This window comes from Streptomyces sp. yr375 (assembly GCF_900110755.1).
Lineage (GTDB): Bacteria > Actinomycetota > Actinomycetes > Streptomycetales > Streptomycetaceae > Streptomyces.
The window spans coordinates 1-19,630 of record NZ_FOFF01000066.1 but is presented as its reverse complement, the minus strand read 5'-3'; the positions used below and the strand labels follow the sequence as shown (position 1 = coordinate 19,630).

The 19,630-nt window shown below is 70.1% G+C and carries 7 protein-coding genes; 4 read left to right on the top strand and 3 right to left on the bottom strand.

Annotation, left to right across the window (positions count from 1 at the left end):
- Positions 1-60: 60 nt before the first annotated feature.
- The 3 genes from BMZ82_RS36435 to BMZ82_RS36425 are packed head-to-tail and all read right to left on the bottom strand — an operon-like array spanning position 61 to position 4,558.
- Entirely contained in the window at positions 61-2,988 is a 2,928-nt protein-coding gene (locus tag BMZ82_RS36435) for an amino acid adenylation domain-containing protein (RefSeq protein WP_093781689.1), read from the bottom strand.
- A 50-nt stretch (positions 2,989-3,038) separates the two neighbouring features.
- Positions 3,039-3,863: an SDR family oxidoreductase gene (locus BMZ82_RS36430; RefSeq protein WP_177244842.1), complete on the bottom strand. Its 825-nt coding sequence runs from the start codon at positions 3,861-3,863 to the stop codon at positions 3,039-3,041.
- A gap of 26 nt (positions 3,864-3,889) precedes the next feature.
- Positions 3,890-4,558 carry a thioesterase II family protein gene (locus tag BMZ82_RS36425; RefSeq protein WP_256252294.1) on the bottom strand — a complete coding sequence of 223 codons (669 nt, stop codon included), beginning with the start codon at positions 4,556-4,558 and terminating at the stop codon, positions 3,890-3,892.
- A 473-nt stretch (positions 4,559-5,031) separates the two neighbouring features.
- Between BMZ82_RS36425 and BMZ82_RS36420 the strand changes: the two genes are divergently transcribed.
- The 4 genes from BMZ82_RS36420 to BMZ82_RS36405 all read left to right on the top strand — a co-directional run.
- Positions 5,032-11,148, top strand: a complete 6,117-nt coding sequence (locus BMZ82_RS36420; RefSeq protein ID WP_093781686.1) for a non-ribosomal peptide synthetase — start codon at positions 5,032-5,034, stop codon at positions 11,146-11,148.
- A 12-nt stretch (positions 11,149-11,160) separates the two neighbouring features.
- On the top strand, positions 11,161-11,943 hold the full coding sequence (locus BMZ82_RS36415; protein WP_093781685.1) for a thioesterase II family protein: 783 nt from the start codon (positions 11,161-11,163) through the stop codon (positions 11,941-11,943).
- The gene (locus BMZ82_RS41090) at positions 11,940-15,722 is read left to right on the top strand and encodes an SDR family NAD(P)-dependent oxidoreductase (RefSeq protein WP_177244841.1); all 3,783 of its coding nucleotides are present in this window, start codon (positions 11,940-11,942) and stop codon (positions 15,720-15,722) included. The genes BMZ82_RS36415 and BMZ82_RS41090 overlap by 4 nt, the downstream gene beginning before the upstream one ends.
- Before the next feature lie 336 nt (positions 15,723-16,058).
- Positions 16,059-19,630, top strand: a 3,572-nt coding sequence (locus BMZ82_RS36405) for a non-ribosomal peptide synthetase (RefSeq protein WP_143098983.1), incomplete at its 3' end; no start/stop codon positions are given.

The window sequence follows — 19,630 nt, the reverse complement described above, 5'->3', positions numbered from 1 at the left end:
GCACCGGCGACAGAAGTCGCACCACACCTGACGATCAACTACTGGTGCCGGACACCAGTGCTATGCGAGCGGTGCCCCGTTCCCGCTCGGTACGGCGCTGTCCCGCACGCCTTCGACGAGGCTGATGAACTGGCCGGCGGTCGAGTTGGCGTAGAAGTCTCGGAGCCCGATCCTGGGTAGCCCGCGCTCGCGCATCGTGGTGAGGACGTGGACCACGAGCAGGGAATTGCCGCCGAGTTCGAAGAAGTTGTCGTCGCGGCCCACGTCCGTCTTCAGGCTCTGCCGCCAGATGCCCAGGATCTCCTCGCCCACGCCGCCGGACGGTGCCCCGGTTCTCTCCTCGGTCAGGCGCCCGTGGACCGCGGACCCGGCGGGAGCGGGGGGAGGGAGCTGCGGCACGTCCGGTTTGCCGTTGGCGGTGAGCGGAACGGCGTCGATCTCGGTGAGCGTGGACGGAATCATGTAGTCCGGCAGGATGCGGCGGGCGTTGTCGAGCACCTGCCGGGTGCCGGTGTCCCGCGCGCGGTCCGGGTCGAGTACGACATACGCGTCGATTCGGCTGCCCGCGGCGTCGCCGGGAGGTGCCTGACCGACGACCACGACCGCAGCGGTCACGGCCGGGTCGCCAGCCAGCACCGACCGGATCTCGTCCAGCTCGATGCGGTGGCCGCGGATCTTGACCTGGTTGTCGAGGCGGCCGAGATGGTCGAGCAGCCCGTCCGGCCGCAGCCGCCCCTTGTCACCGCTGCGGTACAGGCGTTCACCGGTTTCCTCGTCGATGACGAACCGCTGCGCCGTCAGCTCCGGCCGGCCGAGGTAGCCGTCCGCCACGCCGGCCCCGCCGACATGGATCTCCCCGGCCGCACCCGGGGGGAGGACACGTCCCCTTGTGTCCCGTACCGACAGTGACCAGCCGGGCAGTGCACGGCCGACCGAGCGGGACCCGGCCACGACATCGGCCGGGGTGATCGTCTTTGCGGTCACATGGACCGTAGTCTCCGTGATGCCGAACATGTTCACCACCCGGCACCAGGTGGGGGAGTGCCGGGCGAACCACGGGGCGAGCAACTGCACGTCGAGTGGTTCGCCGCCGAAGATCAGCAGTCGTACGGACAGTTCGGCCGTCGCCGACTGGTCCGCGCGTACGAGCTGGGCGAAGGCGGACGGGGTCTGGTTGAGCACGGTGACCCGTTGTTCGGCGAGCAGCCGGTGGAACTCGTCGGTGTCCCGTGCCGTCCAGTACGAGACGACGACGAGCCGCCCCCCGGTGAGCAGGCAGCCCCAGATCTCCCACACCGAGAAGTCGAAAGCACTCGAATGGAAGAGAGTCCAGACATCGTCGGGGCCCAGCGCGAAGTCTGTGGAGGTGGCTTCGAGGAGGGCGGTCACGTTCCGGTGGGGGACGACCACGCCTTTCGGGCGGCCGGTCGACCCCGATGTGTAGATCACGTAGGCGGCGTCGTCCGGACTTGCGTCCCGCTCGGCCTCCGTGGCTTCGAGGAGGTCGCCGTGTTTGCCCAGTTCGTCGAGACCGATGACACGAACATCCGGAATGTCGGGAAACTGTGCGGCATCACCGATGACGACGGGGAGCTGGGCGTCGTCGACGATGTACGTCAGCCGGTCGGCCGGATAGCGGAAGTCCATCGGTACGTAGGCGCAGCCCGCTTTCAGGATGCCGAGGAGCGCCACGACGAGGGGAGCGCCACGGTCCAGGCAGACGCCGACCCTGGTCGCGGGAGTGATGCCGAGGTTGCGCAGTCCCGCCGCCACGGCGTCGGCGCGTTCATTGAGCTGACGGTACGTCAGCTCACCGTCCTCGTCGACGAGAGCCACCGCATCGGGGAAGCGGTTGGCCACGTCCTCGAAGCGACGGTCCATCCGCCCGCCCTCGCCGAGCCGGCGGTCCGCACCGCCCAGCCTCAGAACCTCCGCCGTCGCCTGCGGGGTCATCAGGGGTACGTTCGTGAGGGCCGACTGGCCGGCTTCCTCCGCCGTCAGCGCGGCGAGCCGCTCCACAGATGCGCAGAACATCTCGGCCACGTGCGGCGAGACCATGCCCTCATCGAACCAGGCCGAGGCCTCGACCGTGCCGTCGGACCGCTCCGTGCAGTGCACGGTGAGCGGGAAGACCGGCGCCAGGCCGGCCACATACATATGGTAGTCCGCGCCGAACTCCACAAGACCGACTGCGGGCAGCTCCGACCCCACCGGGGAGGGCGGTGTCCCGTCCAGCAGCGCGAGCAGACGGGCGGGACCCTGCTCCTCGTCGATCTCTCCGACACGCAGCAGAGCGACTGTGCCGCCGGATTCCGTGTCGAGATGTCCGACCTCGACAGTCCCTTCCCCCCGGTACCTGGCCGTGGTCAGGGCGACGGCGCCCAGCAGCAGCCTGCCGCTTACTGCGCCGCGCGGCAGGGCGAGCCGACGGCCGGTGACGATCCCGTGGCGGCCCGGATCGCCCAGTCCCCAGTCGACCGGGGCCCATGGCGCGGACGGTGTTGCCACCGCATCGGTGACGGGGAACGGCACGCTCTCGGCCCGACCGACGCCGGACAGGGCGACTTTGGCCAGTCGGCCAAGTGCGGTGCGCCCGACCCGTCGGCGGTCGGTGACGAGTACGAGATGCGCAGTGCCGTCGGTGTACCGCAGCAGGACGGCGCGTACGGGGAACGGATCGTCACGAACCGGCCGGAGTGCTTCCTTCCGTAACCGTTCTCGCGCCGTCGGGGAGTCCTGCGATGCCGGCACCGCCGTCTCCCACAGCTCCACCGTCCGGGAGTCGCCCCACTGCCGAGCCGCCTCGTCCAGGCGCCGGCGAACCGCCGTGCCGTCCACCGGCGTCGGCAACTCCGCGATCAGAGCGTGGCAGTCGCGTCCTCGTTCGGGCAGGCGCTGCTGAAACGGCAGCACGGCGTGTCCTCGCCCGCCTGCCGCAAGTGCGTTGAGCTCGACGTCATCGGCCGTGTTCTCGGTGTGTGTCGCCATGGTCCGGTCTCCTGCCGGTGTCGGAGCGGTCTCGTGGTCCGGAGGCGCGCTCACCTGCTGGTGAATCCTCCGTCGACGGTGATCACCGAGCCGGTGACCTGCCGGGAGTCGTCACCGGCCAGCCAGGTGGCGGCACCCGCGATGTCGGAGGATTCGATGAGCGCGTTCATCGGCTGGTCGCGCAGGAAGAGGTCCTCGTACTCCCCGGTCGGGACATCGAGCGAGCGCGCGATCTCCACCAGCATGCGGCCCTCTACCAGCGGGTTGTCGCGCACCGAGCCGGGGCAGAGTGCGTTGACCCGGACCCGGTGCGGTGCGTAGTCCAGCGCCGCTGCCTTCGTGAGGCCGATGAGGCCGTGCTTGGCGGTGACGTAACCGCTGAAGTTGCGGTAGCCGACCAGGCCGGCCGTCGACGAGATGTTGATGATGCTGCCGGACTTCTGCTCGACCATCGCCGGCGCGACCGCCTTGATCATTCTCCAGGCGCCCGAAAGGTCGACGTCGAGCATGAGTGACCAGTCGGGCTCGCTGATCTCATGGAGGACCACACCCGACGGCGCCGCTATGCCTGCGTTGTTGACGAGAACGTCGACGGTGCGGAACCGGGCCAGGGCCTCCTTGACGGCGGTCTCGACCTGCGCCGTTTCGCGCACGTCGACTGCGGCGGCGACCACGGCGCTGCCCCGCTGCTCGCACAGCTCCGCCGTGTGGTCCAACTGGCTCCGGCTGCCGAGCGGATACCCCACACCCTCGAGGTCGTCCGCGATGTCGAGGAGCACCAGATCGGCGCCCTCGTCCGCGAACCGGACGGCGCACTCCCGGCCGAGACCGCGGGCCGCTCCCGTGATCACGACGGTCTTTCCTTCCAGCAACATGCCCATGGCTCCCTGCCCCGTTTCGTTCAGCTCCCGGCGATGATGCGCAGCAGCGCCTCGGCCGAGTCGGCCAGATACATGTGTCCGCCCGGCAGTTCGACGTACCGGAATTCGGCCCGGGTGGTCTCGTGCCATTGCTGTGCATGCTCCCTGGAGACCAGGGCGTCGTCCTCACCCCGCAGCGAGGTGACCGGGACGGCGAGGGGTTCGTTCGAGGACGGCTTGTAGTTCTCGTGCATGGCCACGTCCGCGCGGAGCACGGGCAGCAGCAGCTCCCTCAGATCAGGATTGTCGAACGCCGCGTGCCGGTATCCGGCGAACTCCTGCACCCGCTCGACGAATTCGTCGTCGTTCAGACCCGTCGCCCTGGAGTCGCGTCCGTTCCAGGGGCCGGGCGAGCCGCTCACATAGAGATGTGTGGGTCCCGGATGGCCGAGCCGCAGGAGTTCACGCGCGATTTCATAGCACAGAACGGCGCCCAGGCTGTGGCCGAAGAGTCCGAAGTCCGGCATTTCCGCGGTGATCTCAGCAATCCGCGGTGCGAGTTGCCCGGCCGCGTCGATCGCGTCGGTGAATGGCTCGTCGAGAAAAAGCTCTTCGCGTCCCGGCAGTTGTACCGGAAGCACCTTGATGTCCTGCCCCGAGACTTCCGTCCATGCGCGGTAGAACCCCGCGCCGCTGCCGGCAAAGGGCAAGCAAACCAGCGGAAAGGGATGTGACAGCAACGGTTTCCCCGTTCTTTCTCGAGCTGTTGACTGCGGACGGCCCGGGCGGTGCCGCCCTGAGCAGAAGCGGGCCCTTGTCCCGTCGACAGGACGGCAGTGGGCAGGCAGGTGAGGGAGATCCGGGCTGTTCAGGGTCGGTGTCCACCGGCAATCGGCATGAACTCGAATAGCCCGAAGGGCATAGCCTCGCCCGCCACACCGTAAGCGGATTCAGATGTCCTGTCGACGGGACGCCATGCCATCGCGGACATGATGTCCGGGGACTGCTTCATGCTTGACCCGGCAGCCCGCAGGTATGAAGGTGTGGGAAGTCCTGGGATTGAACGACGCGCCTCAGCAATTCATCGGCGGTGCGACCAGAGACTTTTCCTGTCCGGCAAATTCGGGCCGTGGGACAGGTGGCGTTGTGAACGGTTCTCCAATCCGCTTGTTCGCGTGGGGTGATGGATGTGCATGATCCGTTGGAGCGGGACCGGTCGCTGACGGCGGTGAACGACACGGTCGAACGGATCCACGACGCGACAGTCACCGCGTTGTTCGAGCAGCAGGTCCGACTGACCCCGGACGCGATCGCGGTGGTGTCCGGCGACATCTCGCTGACCTATGGAGAAGTCGACGCCAGGGCTGAGCGGTTGGCGCACGGCCTGGTCCGGCGCGGCGTCGGCCCCGAGTCGGTGGTCGCGGTCGCGCTGCCCCGGTCCCCCGATTCGGTCGTGGCCCTGCTGGGCGTACTGAAGGCCGGTGCAGCGTATCTGCCGATGGACTCCGACTATCCGGCCGAGCGGGTCGAGTTCATGCTCCGTGACGCGCGGCCGGTCCTCCTGCTGACCACGGCCGGCGCGACGGCGGACGTGCCCGGTTCCTGCCCCGCCGTGGCGATGGAGGACCTGGACGAGCCGGGAGAAGGGGTCCGTGCACCGGAGACCCGCCGTACGGAGCACCCGTCGGGGCTCGCGTACGTGATCTACACATCCGGATCGACCGGTACCCCCAAGGGCATCGGTGTCACCCACCGTGACGTGGTGGGGCTGGCGACGGACCGCCGTTGGCACGGCGGCGCGCACGAACGGGTGCTGCTGCACTCGCCGCTGGCCTTCGACGCCTCCGTCTACGAACTGTGGGTGCCGCTTCTGAACGGCGGCCGGGTCGTCGTGGACCTGTCCACGGACCTGACTCCCGACGTACTGGCGGAGCAGGTGGCACGCCATGGTGTCACCGCGGTCTGGCTCACGAGTGCGCTGTTCAACCTCCTGGTCGAGGAGGACGTGCGCTGCCTGACCGGGCTCCGGGAGGTGTGGGTCGGCGGTGACCGCGTCTCACCGCCCGCGGTGAGACGGGCCATCGCGGCCTGCCCGGGCACGGCGTTCGTGAACGGCTACGGGCCCACGGAGACCACGGTCTTCGCCACGAGCCACCGGGTCGATCCCGCCGGGCCGCCGGCCGCGGACGTTCCCATCGGACGCCCCCTGGAAGCCATGCGCGGCTATGTGCTCGACGCACAACTGCGGCCCGTCGCACCGGACACGCCGGGTGAGCTGTATGTCGCGGGTACGGGAGTGGCGCGCGGTTATCTGCACCGGTCGGCGCAGACCTCGGAGCGATTCATCGCCTGCCCCTTCGGCCCGGCCGGTGAGCGCATGTACCGGACCGGGGACCTGGTGATACGTGACGCCGACGGCGATCTTGTCTATCAGGGCCGCGCGGACGCACAGGTGAAGGTGCGCGGCTTCCGGATCGAACCGGGCGAGATCGAGACGGCGCTGCTGGCGCATGCGGCGGTGGTGCACGCCGCCGTGATCACCCGCGAGGAGGGCGGCGCCGGCGCGGCCAAGCAGCTGGTCGGCTACGTGGTGCCCGCCCAGGAGCGCGGGACCGTGCTGGACATCACCGCCCTGCCGGCCGAGCTGCGGGAGTTCCTGGCGGAGCGACTGCCGGAGTTCATGGTCCCCGCGGCCCTCGTCGTCCTCGACCGGCTGCCGCTGACCGCGAACGGCAAGCTGGACCGTGCGGCGCTGCCGGCACCCGCGTTCACGGGCGCGGACTACCGGGCACCACGGCAGTCCGACGAGGAGATCCTGGCGGGGGTCTTCGCCGAGGTGCTCGGCCGAGCCCGCGTCGGCATCGACGACGACTTCTTCACCCTGGGCGGCGACAGCATCCAGTCCATCCAGGTGGTGTCACGGGCCCGGGCCCTGGGTGTGCTCGTCAGCTCTCGGGAGATCTTTCAGCACCGGACCGTGGCCCGGCTGGCCGAGGCCGTCGGCGCCAACGCGGTGGCGGGCCGCGGACCGGTACTGGCCGAGCTCGACGGCGGCGGGGTGGGGCGGCTGCCGCTGATGCCGGTGTCGCACTGGATCCAGGAGGCCGGACCGGGCTTCGACCGTCTGCTGCAGGCGGTGGTCCTGGAACTGCCCGACGGCATCGACCGCGACGGACTGGCCGCGACCCTCACCGCCGTGCTCGACCGGCACGATCTGTTGCGCGCGAGGCTGCTGCCCGACGGGATGCTCGTCGGGCCGCCGGGCTCGGTGGACGTGGAACCGCTGATCCGGACAGTCGTCTGCGAGGGACAGTGGACCGGCGAGTCCTGGCGGAGCCTGCTCGTGAAGGAACTCGACGCGCTGGCGGGGCGGTTGGACCCGGCGGCGGGGACCGTGGCCCAGTTCGTGTGGTTCCGGCCGCCGACCGGGCCCGGCAGGCTGCTGGTCGGTCTCCACCACATGGTGATCGACGGGGTGTCGTGGCGGATCCTGATGCCCGACCTTGCGGCTGCCTGGCGGGCGGTACGAGTGGGGGACACCCCCGAGTTGCCGCCGCCCGTGACCTCGGTGCGGCGATGGGCGCACGCCATGGCCGACGAGGCGTCGCGCCCGGAGCGGGTGGCGGAGCTGGCGCAGTGGGGCGCGATCGTCGACGGACCGGACCCGGTCCTCGGGACACGCCGGCTCGACCCGGCCGTGGATGTGCAGTCCACGGTGGAGAAGGTGCGGGTACAGCTGCCGGTGCCGGTGACCGAGGCGCTGCTGACCGCGGTGCCCGCTGCCTTCCACGGCGGAGTCAACGACGGACTCCTCGCCGCTCTGGCGCTGGCGGTCGCCAAGTGGCGCCGCGGCAGGGGAGTGGACGAGCCCTCGACGCTGCTGAGGCTCGAGGGCCACGGCCGCGAGGAGGACGCCGTGCCCGGCGCGGACCTCTCCCGCACCGTGGGCTGGTTCACGAGCGTGTTCCCGGTGCGCCTGGACTTGGCCGGCATCGACCTCGACGAGGCGTTCGCCGGCGGCCCCGCCGCGGGTGCCGTGATCAAGGCGGTCAAGGAGCAACTGCTCGCCGTGCCCGGCAGAGGTCTCGGATACGGGCTGCTGCGGTATCTGAACCCCGAGACCGCCGAGGTGCTGCGCAAGCACGCGATCGGTCAGATCGGTTTCAACTATCTCGGCCGTTTCTCGGCCGCCGACATGCCGGAGGAACTGCGCGGCCTCGGCTGGACCCAGACGGCCGAGCTGGCCGAGTTCACCGAACTGGCCGAGCTGGACGCGGGACACGACGCGGCCATGCCCGCGCTGTCCGAGGTGGACATCAACGCGACGGTGACCGACACCGCCGAAGGGCCCCGGCTGGGCGCGGTGTTCGGCGCCCCGGTCGGCGTGCTGTCCCCCGACGAGGTCCGCGAGCTCGCCGGACTGTGGCAGGACGCACTGGCAGGACTGGCCCGGCACACCGCCGCGCCCGGTGCGGGGGGCCTGACGCCCTCGGACGTGCCGTTGGTCTCCGTCGGGCAGGGCGAGCTGGAGACGTGGGAGTCGCAGTACCCGGGCCTGGTGGACGTATGGCCGCTGACCCCGCTGCAGTCCGGCCTGCTGCACCACTCGATGCTGGCGGACACCGATGCCGACACCTACCAGGTGCAGCTGGTCTTCGGGTTCGAGGGAGACGTCGACGCCTCGCGGATGCGGGCTGCGGGGCAGGCCCTGCTCGACCGGCACGCGAGCCTGCGAACCGCCTATGTGCCCAATGCCGCAGGTGATGTCGTACAGCTGGTCGTCGAGAACGTGGCGCTGCCCTGGCGCGAGATCCGTCTGTCCGACGAGGAGTTCGAGCGTTTCCTCTCCGAGGACCGGACCGTGCCGTTCGGCACCGCGACGCCCCCACTGATGCGGATGACCCTGGTCCGTATCGGCACCGACCGCACCGAACTGGTCCTCAGCGCGCATCACGTCCTCTTCGACGGCTGGTCCGAACCGCTCCTGCTCCGGGATCTGCTGGGGCTGTACGCCTCGAACGGCTCCGACGCCCCCGCCCTGCCGAAGCCGCGTTCCTTCAAGGACTTCCTCGCCTGGCTCGCCCGGCTCGACCACGCGGAATCGGTCCGGGTGCACATGGGCGCCCTCGAAGGCGTCACCGGGCCGACCCTGCTCGCGCCGACCGGGACGGCGGACGAGGCCGTCGGTTTCGGTGAACTGGACCTGGACCTCACTCCCGACGAGGCGCAGCAACTCGCTGTCCGTGCGGCGGAAGCGGGCAGCACGCTCAACAGCGTCGTGCAGGCGTCATGGGCGATCGTCCTCGCAGAACTCACCGGCAGCACCGACGTCCTGTTCGGCACCACGGTCTCCGGCCGCCCGCCCACGCTGGGCGGTGTGGACACGAGCGTCGGGCTGTTCATCAACACGGTGCCCGTACGCATCGGATGCGCACCCTGGAAGACCCTCATCGGTGTCGTGACCGAGCTGCAGACCTCGCAGGCCGACCTGCTGGAGCACCACCACTGCGGTCTGGCCGGCATCCACGAGGCGACCGGGTTCGGAGTGCTCTTCGACACCCTCGTCGTCTTCCAGTCCTATCCGTTCGACCATGCGGGAATCGCCGGGACGAGTGCAGCGGCCGGACTGTCCGTCCCCGCTTTCCGCAACATCGCGGGATCGCACTACCCGTTCGTCGTGATGGCGGAGCAGGACCCTCACCTCCGGCTGCGTCTGCAGTACAAGCACAGCGCCGCCGACCGGGACGCGGCGGCTCGAACCGGGGCCAGGCTGCTCCGGGTGCTGCGGGCCTTCCTCGCCGATCCTCACGGCCGCGTCGGCGAGGTGGAGGTGCTCACGCAGGAGGAACGGACCGCGCTGACGACCGAGCCGCGCACCCCCGACGAGCTGATCCCGAAGGCGTTCACACGGTTGACGGAGGAGGACCCGGAAGCGGTCGCACTCCTCGTCGACGACGTGCCGACCGGCCGACGGGAGCTGAACTCCCGGGCGGACCGTCTCGCCGACGCACTCGTCCGGGGTGCCCTGGGCCCGGACTCCGTCGTGGCGGTCTGCTGCTCCGACCCGGTGGACCGGGTCGTGGCGCTGCTCGCCGTCCTGAAATCCGGCGCCTGCGCACTGCCCCTCGACCCGAAGGATCCGCCGCAGTGGTCGGAGGCGATACTGCGTGACGCCGGGCCGGTGGCGGTGATCGTCGACGGGGCGGCGGACGGCCTGCTGTGGGGAGAACTGCCCCGGATCCGGATCGCGTCCGACGCGGTCGACAGCGCCACTGCCGACGGCGGTCGTCGAAGTCACCCGCTGCCCCGTCACGTGGCTCTTCTCGACTACACACCGGACGCGTCGGCGCAGCCGTACGGCGTGGCGGTCACCCACGGAGGTCTGGCCACCGATGTCCCCCGCTTCGCGTCCGGGGCACCGCTGGAGGCCGGCCCCGGGACGCGGCCGGCGGACCTCCTGCTCGCCCTCTGCGCGGGCCGTACGGTCGAGGTGCGCAAGGGCGCCCCACCGGCGCACGGGGTACCCGCGGACCGTACACGCGTCCATGTGCTCAGCCCTTCTCTGTCGCCGGCCCCGCCGGGCGCCGTGGGCGAGTTGTACGTGGCCGGGGAGTTCGGGCGCGGCTGCCCAGGGCGTACCGGACTCACCGCGACGCGGTTCGTCGCGGATCCGTTCGGCGCGGCGGGCTCACGCATGTACCGGACCGGCGTACGTGCCCGGATCACCGCCGACGGTCTGCCGGAACAGATCGACGACCCGGGCGCGAGGGCCGCACGGCAGGCCGTGGAGACCGTTCTGCTGACCCACCCCGATGTGGCCCGGGCCGCGGTTGTCGCGGCTGGGGGAAACGTCGGCTATGTGGTGTCCGCGGACCGCGTGGAGATCGCCACCGACGAGCTGCGGGCGTTCGTCGCCAGGTGTCTGCCCGACCGCGTCGTGCCGTTCGCGGTCGTGGCCCTGGACCGGCTGCCCACGACGGCGAACGGACGGCTCGACCACAAGCGTCTGCCCGAAGCCCCAGGCGGACAACGCCGGACGGCGGGCAACGAGCGCGAGGAATTCCTGTCCCGGCTGTTCTCCGACGTCCTCGGACGGGACCAGGTCGGTGTCGACGACGACTTCTTCGCACTGGGCGGAAACTCCCTGCTCGCGACACGGCTGATCGGCCGGATCCGCAGCGAGCTCGGGACGGAGGTCTCCATTCGGTCCGTCTTCCACCACTCGACCATCGCCGAACTGGCCTCGCACTGGGACGACATCGCCACAGCGAGCGGTCCTCGCTTGCGAAAGAGGAGTTAGGAAGCCCCAGCAATGACCGTACAGAGCACGGAACTTGTCTCCGAGACGCCGTATATCTGGCGCGCCAGGCAACCCGGGAGCCGCCACCGGCTGATCTGCTTCCCGCACGCGGGCGCCGGCGCGACCACATACGCCGAATGGGCCCCGGCACTTCCCGCGGAGATAGAACTGGTCGCCGTGCAACTGCCCGGCCGCCAGAACCGCATCACCGAGGAGCCGTTCACCGAGGTCGGCCCGCTCGTCAGTGTGCTCACCCACGCGCTGCGCCCCGTTCTCAGCGGCTCGTTCTCCTTCTTCGGCCATTCCTGCGGCGCGGCACTCGCCTTCGAACTGGCCAAGGCGCTGCGTGCGCAGAGACGTCAGGGTCCGGAGCAGCTGTTCCTCTCCGCCCAGCCCGCCCCGGGCGTGACCGGGATCCGGCATCTGCACGACCTCCCCGAGGACGAGTTCCGTGCCGAGATGGTCGGACTCGGCGGCATCGACGAAGAGATTGCCGGTGACGAATTCGTCATGGCGTCACTCCTGCCGGTGCTCCGTGCCGACTTCGGCCTCTGGGAGCGCCACACCCCGGCTCAGGAGTCCCCGCTGGACTGCCCGATCACCGTCCTGGCCGGCGACTCCGATCCTCGGGCACCGAAGGAGACGGTCGGCGAGTGGAGCAGGCAGACGAACTCCGGATGCAGCACCCACTTCTATCCCGGCGGCCATTTCTACTTCCTGGAGAAGCCGGCAGAGGTGGTCTCCCTCATTGCCGGGAAGATGCTGGTCCCCGTGGCGAACGGGAGGACCGTATGACGGCCCTGGACGCGGTCGGCGTTCTCGACGACATCACCGCAGCCGCCCTGAAGGTCCCCGGAGTCGACGACGCGGTCGCCGTGGTACGCAAGGGCGTACGGGCGGCCGTGCCGCAGCGCGCCGCCGAACCGGCCCCGCGGGAGCCGGACCTCAGGGACGGAACACCGGCCGACCTCGACGGCGGCCCGCTGAACATTCCGGAGGGGGCACCCGCCACCCTGCAGGAGGCCCTGCGCGCGGCGGCCGAACTCGCGCCGGACAAGGGCACGATCTTCATCACCAAAGGCCATGAAGACGTGCTGCAGACCTATCCCGCACTGCTCGCCGAAGCAGAGCGCGTGCTGGCCGGACTCCGTTTTGCCGGTCTGCGTCCCGGCGACGCCGCACTCTTCCAGTTCGACGACAACAAGGCCTATCTCTCCGCTTTCTGGGCCTGTGTGCTCGGCGGATTCGTGCCGACGCCGGTGGGGGTCGCCACGACGTACCGGGTGCCGAACGAGACCAACCGGAAGCTGCACAACGCCTGGAACCTGCTCGGGCAGCCCGTGCTCCTCACCGACGACGTCACCGCGGGTCCGGTCGCCGGGGTCCGGGAGCTCTGGAGTGAGCCGGAGGTGCGGATCCTGACCGTCGGCGAGCTGGCCGCCTTCCCGCCCGACACCGAGTGGTTCGAGGCCACCCCCGAATCACCGGTGCTCAACCTCCTCACCTCGGGGAGCACCGGTGTGCCCAAGTGCGTGCACCACACCAATGCGAGCGTCGTCGCCAGATCGTTGGCCGTCGCCGAGCACTGCGGCCTGACCGGCGACGACGTCAGCCTCATCTGGATGCCGTTCGACCATGTCACGGTCGCCATGTACAACGTCCGCGACGTGTTCCTGCGGTGCATGCACATCAACGCCAAGATCGAGCACTCCCTGGGTGACCCGCTGCTGTGGCTCGACTGGGTCGACCGCTACCGCGCGACGAACACCTGGGCGCCGAACTTCGCCTTCGCCATGGCCAACGAACACGCCGAGGAGATCCGCACGCGGCGATCGTGGGACCTGTCCTGCCTGCGGGAGATCACCAACGCCGGCGAACCGGTGGTCGCCTCGACCAGCCACCGGTTCCTGGAGCTGCTGGCACCGCACGGGCTGCCCGCCGACGCGATGCGGCCGGTGTGGGGCATGTCCGAGACCTGCTCGGGAGTCACATACGCTCGACAGCGCCTCGACGACAAGGCCGCGGGCACCGTCGCCGTCGACCCCTCCTCGCTGAGCGGGAACATCCGGCACCTCGACCCGCGCGACAAGGACGCCGTGGTGCTCTCCTCGGTGGGACGGCCCCTTCCCGGGGTGCAGATCCGTGTCGTGGACGACACCGGCAAGGTGGTGCCCGAGGGGCGGCTGGGTGAGCTGCGCATCCGCGGCCTGACGATGATGCACGGCTACTTCGCGAACGACGACGCCAACCGCGAGTCGTACGACGAGGACGGCTGGTTCCGCACCGGTGACCTCGCGTTCGTGCACAACGGCGAGGTCGTGATCGCGGGCCGCAAGAAGGACCAGATCATCGTGCGCGGCATCAACTACATGGCGCACGAGATCGAGAGCGTCGTCGAGCAGGTCGACGGAGTGCGCGTCACCTTCGCGGCCGCCGCCGGCGTACGTGAGCCCGGCGCGGGCACCGATCAGCTCGTGGTCTTCTTCGTGCCGCTCCAGTGGGACAGCGACGTGCTCGCCGACACCACCCAGAGGGTACGGGCCACCCTCGTACGCGAGGTCGGCATCGCACCCGACCTGCTGGTCCCCGTCACCGAGACGGAGTTCCCGAAAACGGGGAGCGGCAAGATCCAACGGGGCGCGCTGGTCGACGGGTTGCGCGCCGGTACCTTCGACGGCCGGGCGGTCGGTACGCGGCCGGAGCAGGAGCAGACGGACACCTGGCTGTTCAGGCGGCAGTGGGCCGAAGTGACCCCGGCCGCCGAGGCGATGGACGACTCAGGGGTCCTGGTCGTGTTCGCCGAGGACGACGACCTGCGACACCTGGACATCGACGGGCCGTTCGTCACCGTCCGCCGGGGCGAGTCGTTCGCCGAGGAGGCGCCCGACCGCTACCGCGTCAGGGCGGACGACCGCGCGGAACTGCGGCGGCTGCTCGTGGCAGTGGCCTCGGCACACGGTCCGGTGTCGACCGTCGTCCATGCCCTGCCCCTGACTCCCGGCGGCGACCCCCTCTCCCGACTGACGGCGGCGACCGCCGAGCTGACCTCCCTGGTCGGAGCCCTGGCAGACGCGGAGTCCGGCCGTCCGCTGCTGCTCGTCGTCACCGCGGGCTCGGTCCATGTGCACGACGGGGACAGCGTCGACCTCGGTACCTGCGCCCTGCCCGCACTCGTACGGACCGCCGTCGGCGAGAGCACGTCAACTGTCATCCGCCAGCTCGACCTGCCGGCCGACACCGGTGTGTGGGCGCAGGCCGTACGCACTGAACTCGCCGACCGGCACCACACGGGGATCATCGCTGCACGGCAAGGCCGGCGCTGGCAGCCGCGGTTGTCACCCGTCGAGGTGGACGGCGGACCGGACAGCGCGGCGCCGCCCGTGATCGCGGGCGGCACCTACCTGGTTACCGGCGGGCTCGGCGGCATCGCACAGGATATCGCGTCCTACCTCGTCGCCGCCTACGGGGCCCGGCTGCTGCTCGTGGGCCGCTCGCCGGCCGACGGCGCCGGCCCGCTTGCCGAACTGGCCGCGCTCGGCGATGTCGTCTACCAGCAGCTCGATGTCGCCGACGCGGCAGCCCTGGCAGCGGCGGTCGCCGCGGCCGAGGCCCGCTGGGGGCGGCCGCTCGACGGCGCCCTGCACCTGGCGGGCGCCGACCCGACAGCACAGTGGGCCGACCTCGAACAGCACACGGTCGCCACCGAGTCGGCGCAGACCTTCGCCGTGCAGTACCGCGCCAAGGTCGCCGGCACACTGGCCGTGGCAGATGTCCTCGCCTCACGCCCGGACGCCTCGCTGGTGCTTTTCGGTTCCGTCAACGGAGAATTCGGCGGGCATTCGTTCGGCGCGTATTCTGCGGCCAACGGTTTCCTCATCGGATTCGCCGACCACTGGCACCACGAACGCCGCCGAGCAGTACATTGTCTGTCCTGGAGCATGTGGGCCGGCATAGGAATGAACCGAACGCAGTCGGCCGCCCCGGCCCGCAGTCGTGGATTCCGGTCCATCGAGCCGACCGATGGATTGCGGCTGTTTCTCGACGCGATCGCTTCGCCCCATCACGGCCTGATCATCGGCCTCGACCTGGCGAATTCGTCGATCATCGACGAATTGGTTCCGGAGCAGTTGCGGGCCAGCGAGATTCTCGTCGCCTACACCGCCGACGGTGTCGAACCGGAGGCCCTGCGTGCGGCCGTCGCACTGACCATACGCGACAGCCCGGTGCCGGTACGTCTGGTCGAAGTGCCGCACATCCCGAGGGACATGAACGGTGCTGTCGACACCGCCCAGCTACTGCTCGACGCCGCCTCCGGCAAGGCCGGGCGCCGGTTCACGGCACCCGAGACCGACCTGGAGCGCCGGATCGCGTCCCTCTGGGCGGACTCCCTCAACCGCCCCGAAATCGGCAGAGAGGATTCCTTCTTCGACCTCGGCGGCAATTCGATCCGAGCAACGCGTCTGCTCGCTCTGATCGATGACACGTTCGCGGTCCGGGTCGCAACGCAGGAACTCTACGAGAACCCGACCGTGGCAGGGATGGCGGAGATCCTTGTGCGGCAGGGAGCGAACTGACCGACCCGCACAACGGCCGCGGATGAGCAGCCCTGCCAAGGACCGGCGTCCTGTCGACAGGACATGCGCAGGCCGGGCAGTGCGCTCATCCGCGGTGAATGCGCTTGACCCCACAGCACGCAGGCCGGAAAGTATTCGACGTGAGAATCCCACTGCCGCCCTTGAAATCGAAGATGCGGTGCAGTGCGATGTGAAACGGGAAACCGGCTTGCATTCATTCGAGCTTCCGAAACCCACGACCGCCGAACTGTCATGCGCGATCGACGCCGAGGCCTGCGCGTGATCGGGCCGCCGTCCGTGTCCGCGCAGGATGACTGATCGAGGAGTAGACGCGAAATGATCCCTCTGTCCTTTGCGCAGCGGCGGTTGTGGTTCATCGACCGGTTCGAGGGGCCCTCAGCGACGTACAACATCCCGTTCGTCCTGCGTCTGAGCGGGGCGCTGGACGTGGGCGCCCTCGCCGCCGCCCTGCGCGATGTCGTCGCCAGGCACGAGAGCCTGCGCACGCTGTTCGTCGAGGACGGCGACGGCATGCCCGTGCAGCAGGTCCAGCCGGTCGAGGGCCTGCTGCCGGCCATGCCGGTCGTCGACGTGGGATCCGACGGCATCGACGCCCTGGTGGCCCGGGCGGCCTCCCACCGATTCGACCTCTCCACCGAGATCCCGGTGCAGGCACAGGTGCTGCGCAGCGGACCCGAGGAGCATGTGCTGGTGCTGGTCGTGCACCATGCCGCCGCCGACGGCGAGTCGATGGTGCCGCTGGGCCGGGACCTGGCCACCGCCTACGCGGCCCGTCTACGGTCCGAGGAGCCGCGGTGGTCCGAACTGCCCGTGCAGTACGGCGACTACACACTGTGGCAGCGCGAGGTGCTCGGCGAGGCCGACGACCCGGGGAGCGTGCTGTCCACCCAGCTCGGCTACTGGCGCGACGAACTCGCCGGGGCTCCGCAGCAGCTGCGGCTCCCCACGGACCACCCGAGGCCGGCGGAGGCCAGCCACCGCGGCGACGCCGTCGAGTTCACCATCGACCGCCAACTCACCGCGGCGGTCGAGGAGCTGGCCCGTTCCCGAGGCCTGACACTGTCGATGGCGATGCAGTCCGCCCTGGCCGTGCTGCTGCACCACCTGGGCGCCGGCGAGGACATCACGATCGGGTCCACGATCGCCGGACGCACCGACGAAGCGCTGACGGACCTGGTCGGGTTCTTCGTCAACACCTGGGTGCTGCGGACGGACCTGTCGGGCAACCCGTCGCTCGAGCAGGTGCTCGAGCGGGTGCAGGACAAGGCGCTGAGCGCCTACGACAACCAGGCAGTGCCGTTCGAGCGGCTCGTCGAGGCACTGAACCCCGAGCGCTCCACGGCGTATCACCCGTTGTTCCAGGTGATGTTCAGCTGGCAGAGCAGCGCCCATCTCGATCTCGATCTGCCGAGCCTGACCGCGACGCTCGAGGCCGTTCCCACGCAGACGGCTAAGTTCGATCTGGAGTTCAACTTCGCGATCGTCGAGCAGGGACTGCGGTGCACCCTGGAGTACGCGACCGACCTCTTCGACCGGGCGACCGTGGCGGAGACGGGATCGCGCCTCGTACGGGTGCTGCGGCAGCTCGTCGCCGGGCCGGACACGCGGGTCGGCGACGTGGATGTGCTGGCACCGGCCGAGAAGGAGCTCCTGGCGGGCCGCAACAACACGACGGCCCCGACACTCGCGTCGACCGTTCCCGGACTCTTCGAGCGGCAGGCCCGTCTGTCCCCGGACGCGATAGCGGTCGTCTTCGGTGCGCAGGAGCTGACGTACGCGGAAGTCGACGCCCGGGCCAACCGGCTGGCACACGAACTGGTCCGTAGAGGCGCCGGTCCGGAGAAGCTGGTGGGCCTGGCGGTGCCGCGTTCCGCGGACCTGGTGACCGCGCTGTTGGGAATCCTCAAGTCCGGGGCGGCCTATGTGCCGATCGACCCCCGCTACCCGAGCGCACGCCTCGGCCGCATCCTCTCCGAGGCACGGCCTCAAGTGGTCCTGACCGATGGGCAGACCGCGGCGGTGCTGCCGGATGACGGCACCCCCCGGGTGCACCTCGACGACATCGACCTGTCGAGCGGCCCCTTCGATTCCCCGGATGTCGCGCTGCGGCCCGACAACCTGGCCTATGTGATGTACACGTCGGGTTCCACCGGGGCGCCGAAGGGCGTCGCGATCACCCATCACGGCGTGGTCAACGGTGTGACCCGGCTGGCGTCGTCCGTCGGCCTGGAGCCCGGATCGCGGATGCTCGCCGGGACGTCGGTCAACTTCGACGTGTCGGTGTTCGAGATCGTCACCACCCTGGCCACGGGCGGCACTGTCGAGGTCGTCCGCGACGTGCTCGTCCTGGGGGAGGAGGGAGGCTGGTCGGGCAGCGTGATCAGCACGGTCCCCTCGGTCTTCAGCGAGCTCGTCGAGCACATCGCGGGCAAGACCACGGTCGACAGCGTGGTGTTCGCCGGTGAGGCACTGCCCTCGTCCCTCGTCCGACGGGTGCGGGACGCCTTCCCGGGCGTACGGGTGATCAATGCGTACGGGCAGAGCGAGAGCTTCTACGCCACCACCTTCGTCGCCCCCGGGAAGTCCGGTCCGGACACCTCCGGCAGCGCGCCGATCGGAGTGCCGCTGGGCAACATGCGGACCTACGTGCTGGGGCCCGGACTGACTCCCGTGCCTCCGGGCGCCGTGGGGGAGCTGTACGTCGCAGGCGCGGTGGGCCGGGCCTACCACGGCCGGCCCGGCCTGACGGCGGAGCGCTTCGTGGCCGACCCCTTCGGGCCGCCCGGGGAGCGTATGTACCGCACCGGAGACCTCGCCCGCTGGAACGCCGACGGTCAGCTCGAGTTCGCCGGCCGTGACGACGCGCAGATGAAGGTCAGGGGCTTCCGGATCGAGGCGGGCGAGGTCGAGGCCGCGCTGACCGCTCACTCCGGTGTGGCGCAGGCGGTGGTGACCACGTACGACCGTCCCGGCGGCAAGCAGCTGGTGGGCTATGTGGTCTCCACGGGCGCCGGCGGGTGCACCGTCGAGAGCCTGGGCCATCTCGAGGTCGACCTGACCGCCGGGGTGTCGGTGGCGGAGCTGCGTGCTTTCGTCTCCGAGCGGCTGCCGGAGTTCATGGTCCCGTCCGCCTTCGTGATGCTGGACCGGCTCCCGCTCGCCCCGAACGGCAAGCTGGACCGGGCCGCGCTGCCGGTGCCGGAGTTCACGGGCGAGAGGTACCGGGCGCCGCGCTCCGCGCAGGAGACGATCCTCGCCGGGGTCTACGCCGAGGTGCTCGGCCTGGACCGGGTCGGGATCGACGACGACTTCTTCACCGTCGGCGGGGACAGCATCCGCTCCATCCAGGTGGTGTCGCGCGCCCGGGCGCAGGGCGTGGAGGTCACCCCTCGCGAGATCTTCCAGTGCCGGACCGTGGCCGAGCTGGCCGCAGTGGTCGGCGAGCGTGCCGGTGAGGCCGTCACGCTGCAGGAGCTCGACGGCGGCGGTGTGGGACGGATGCCACTGTCGCCGATCGCTCGCTACATGACCGAACTGGGCGGCAGCATCGGCCGGTTCGCGATGTCGACCGTGGTGGAGCTGCCGGACGGCATCGACGAGGCGGGACTTGCGGCGACGCTCAACGCGGTCATCGACCGTCACGACGTGCTGCGCTCCCGGCTCGTGGAGGGCGCCATGGAGGTGGGGCCGTCGGGGTCCGTCGATGCCGCGCGGCTGATCCGTCGTGCGGAGTCCGGTGTGGAGGTGCAGGGGGAGCTGGATGCGGCGGCGGGCCGGCTGGATCCGGCGGCGGGAGTGATGGCGCAGTTCGTGTGGTTCGCGGGCACGGGACGGTTGTTGATCGTGCTGCATCATCTGGTGGTGGACGGGGTGTCCTGGCGCATCCT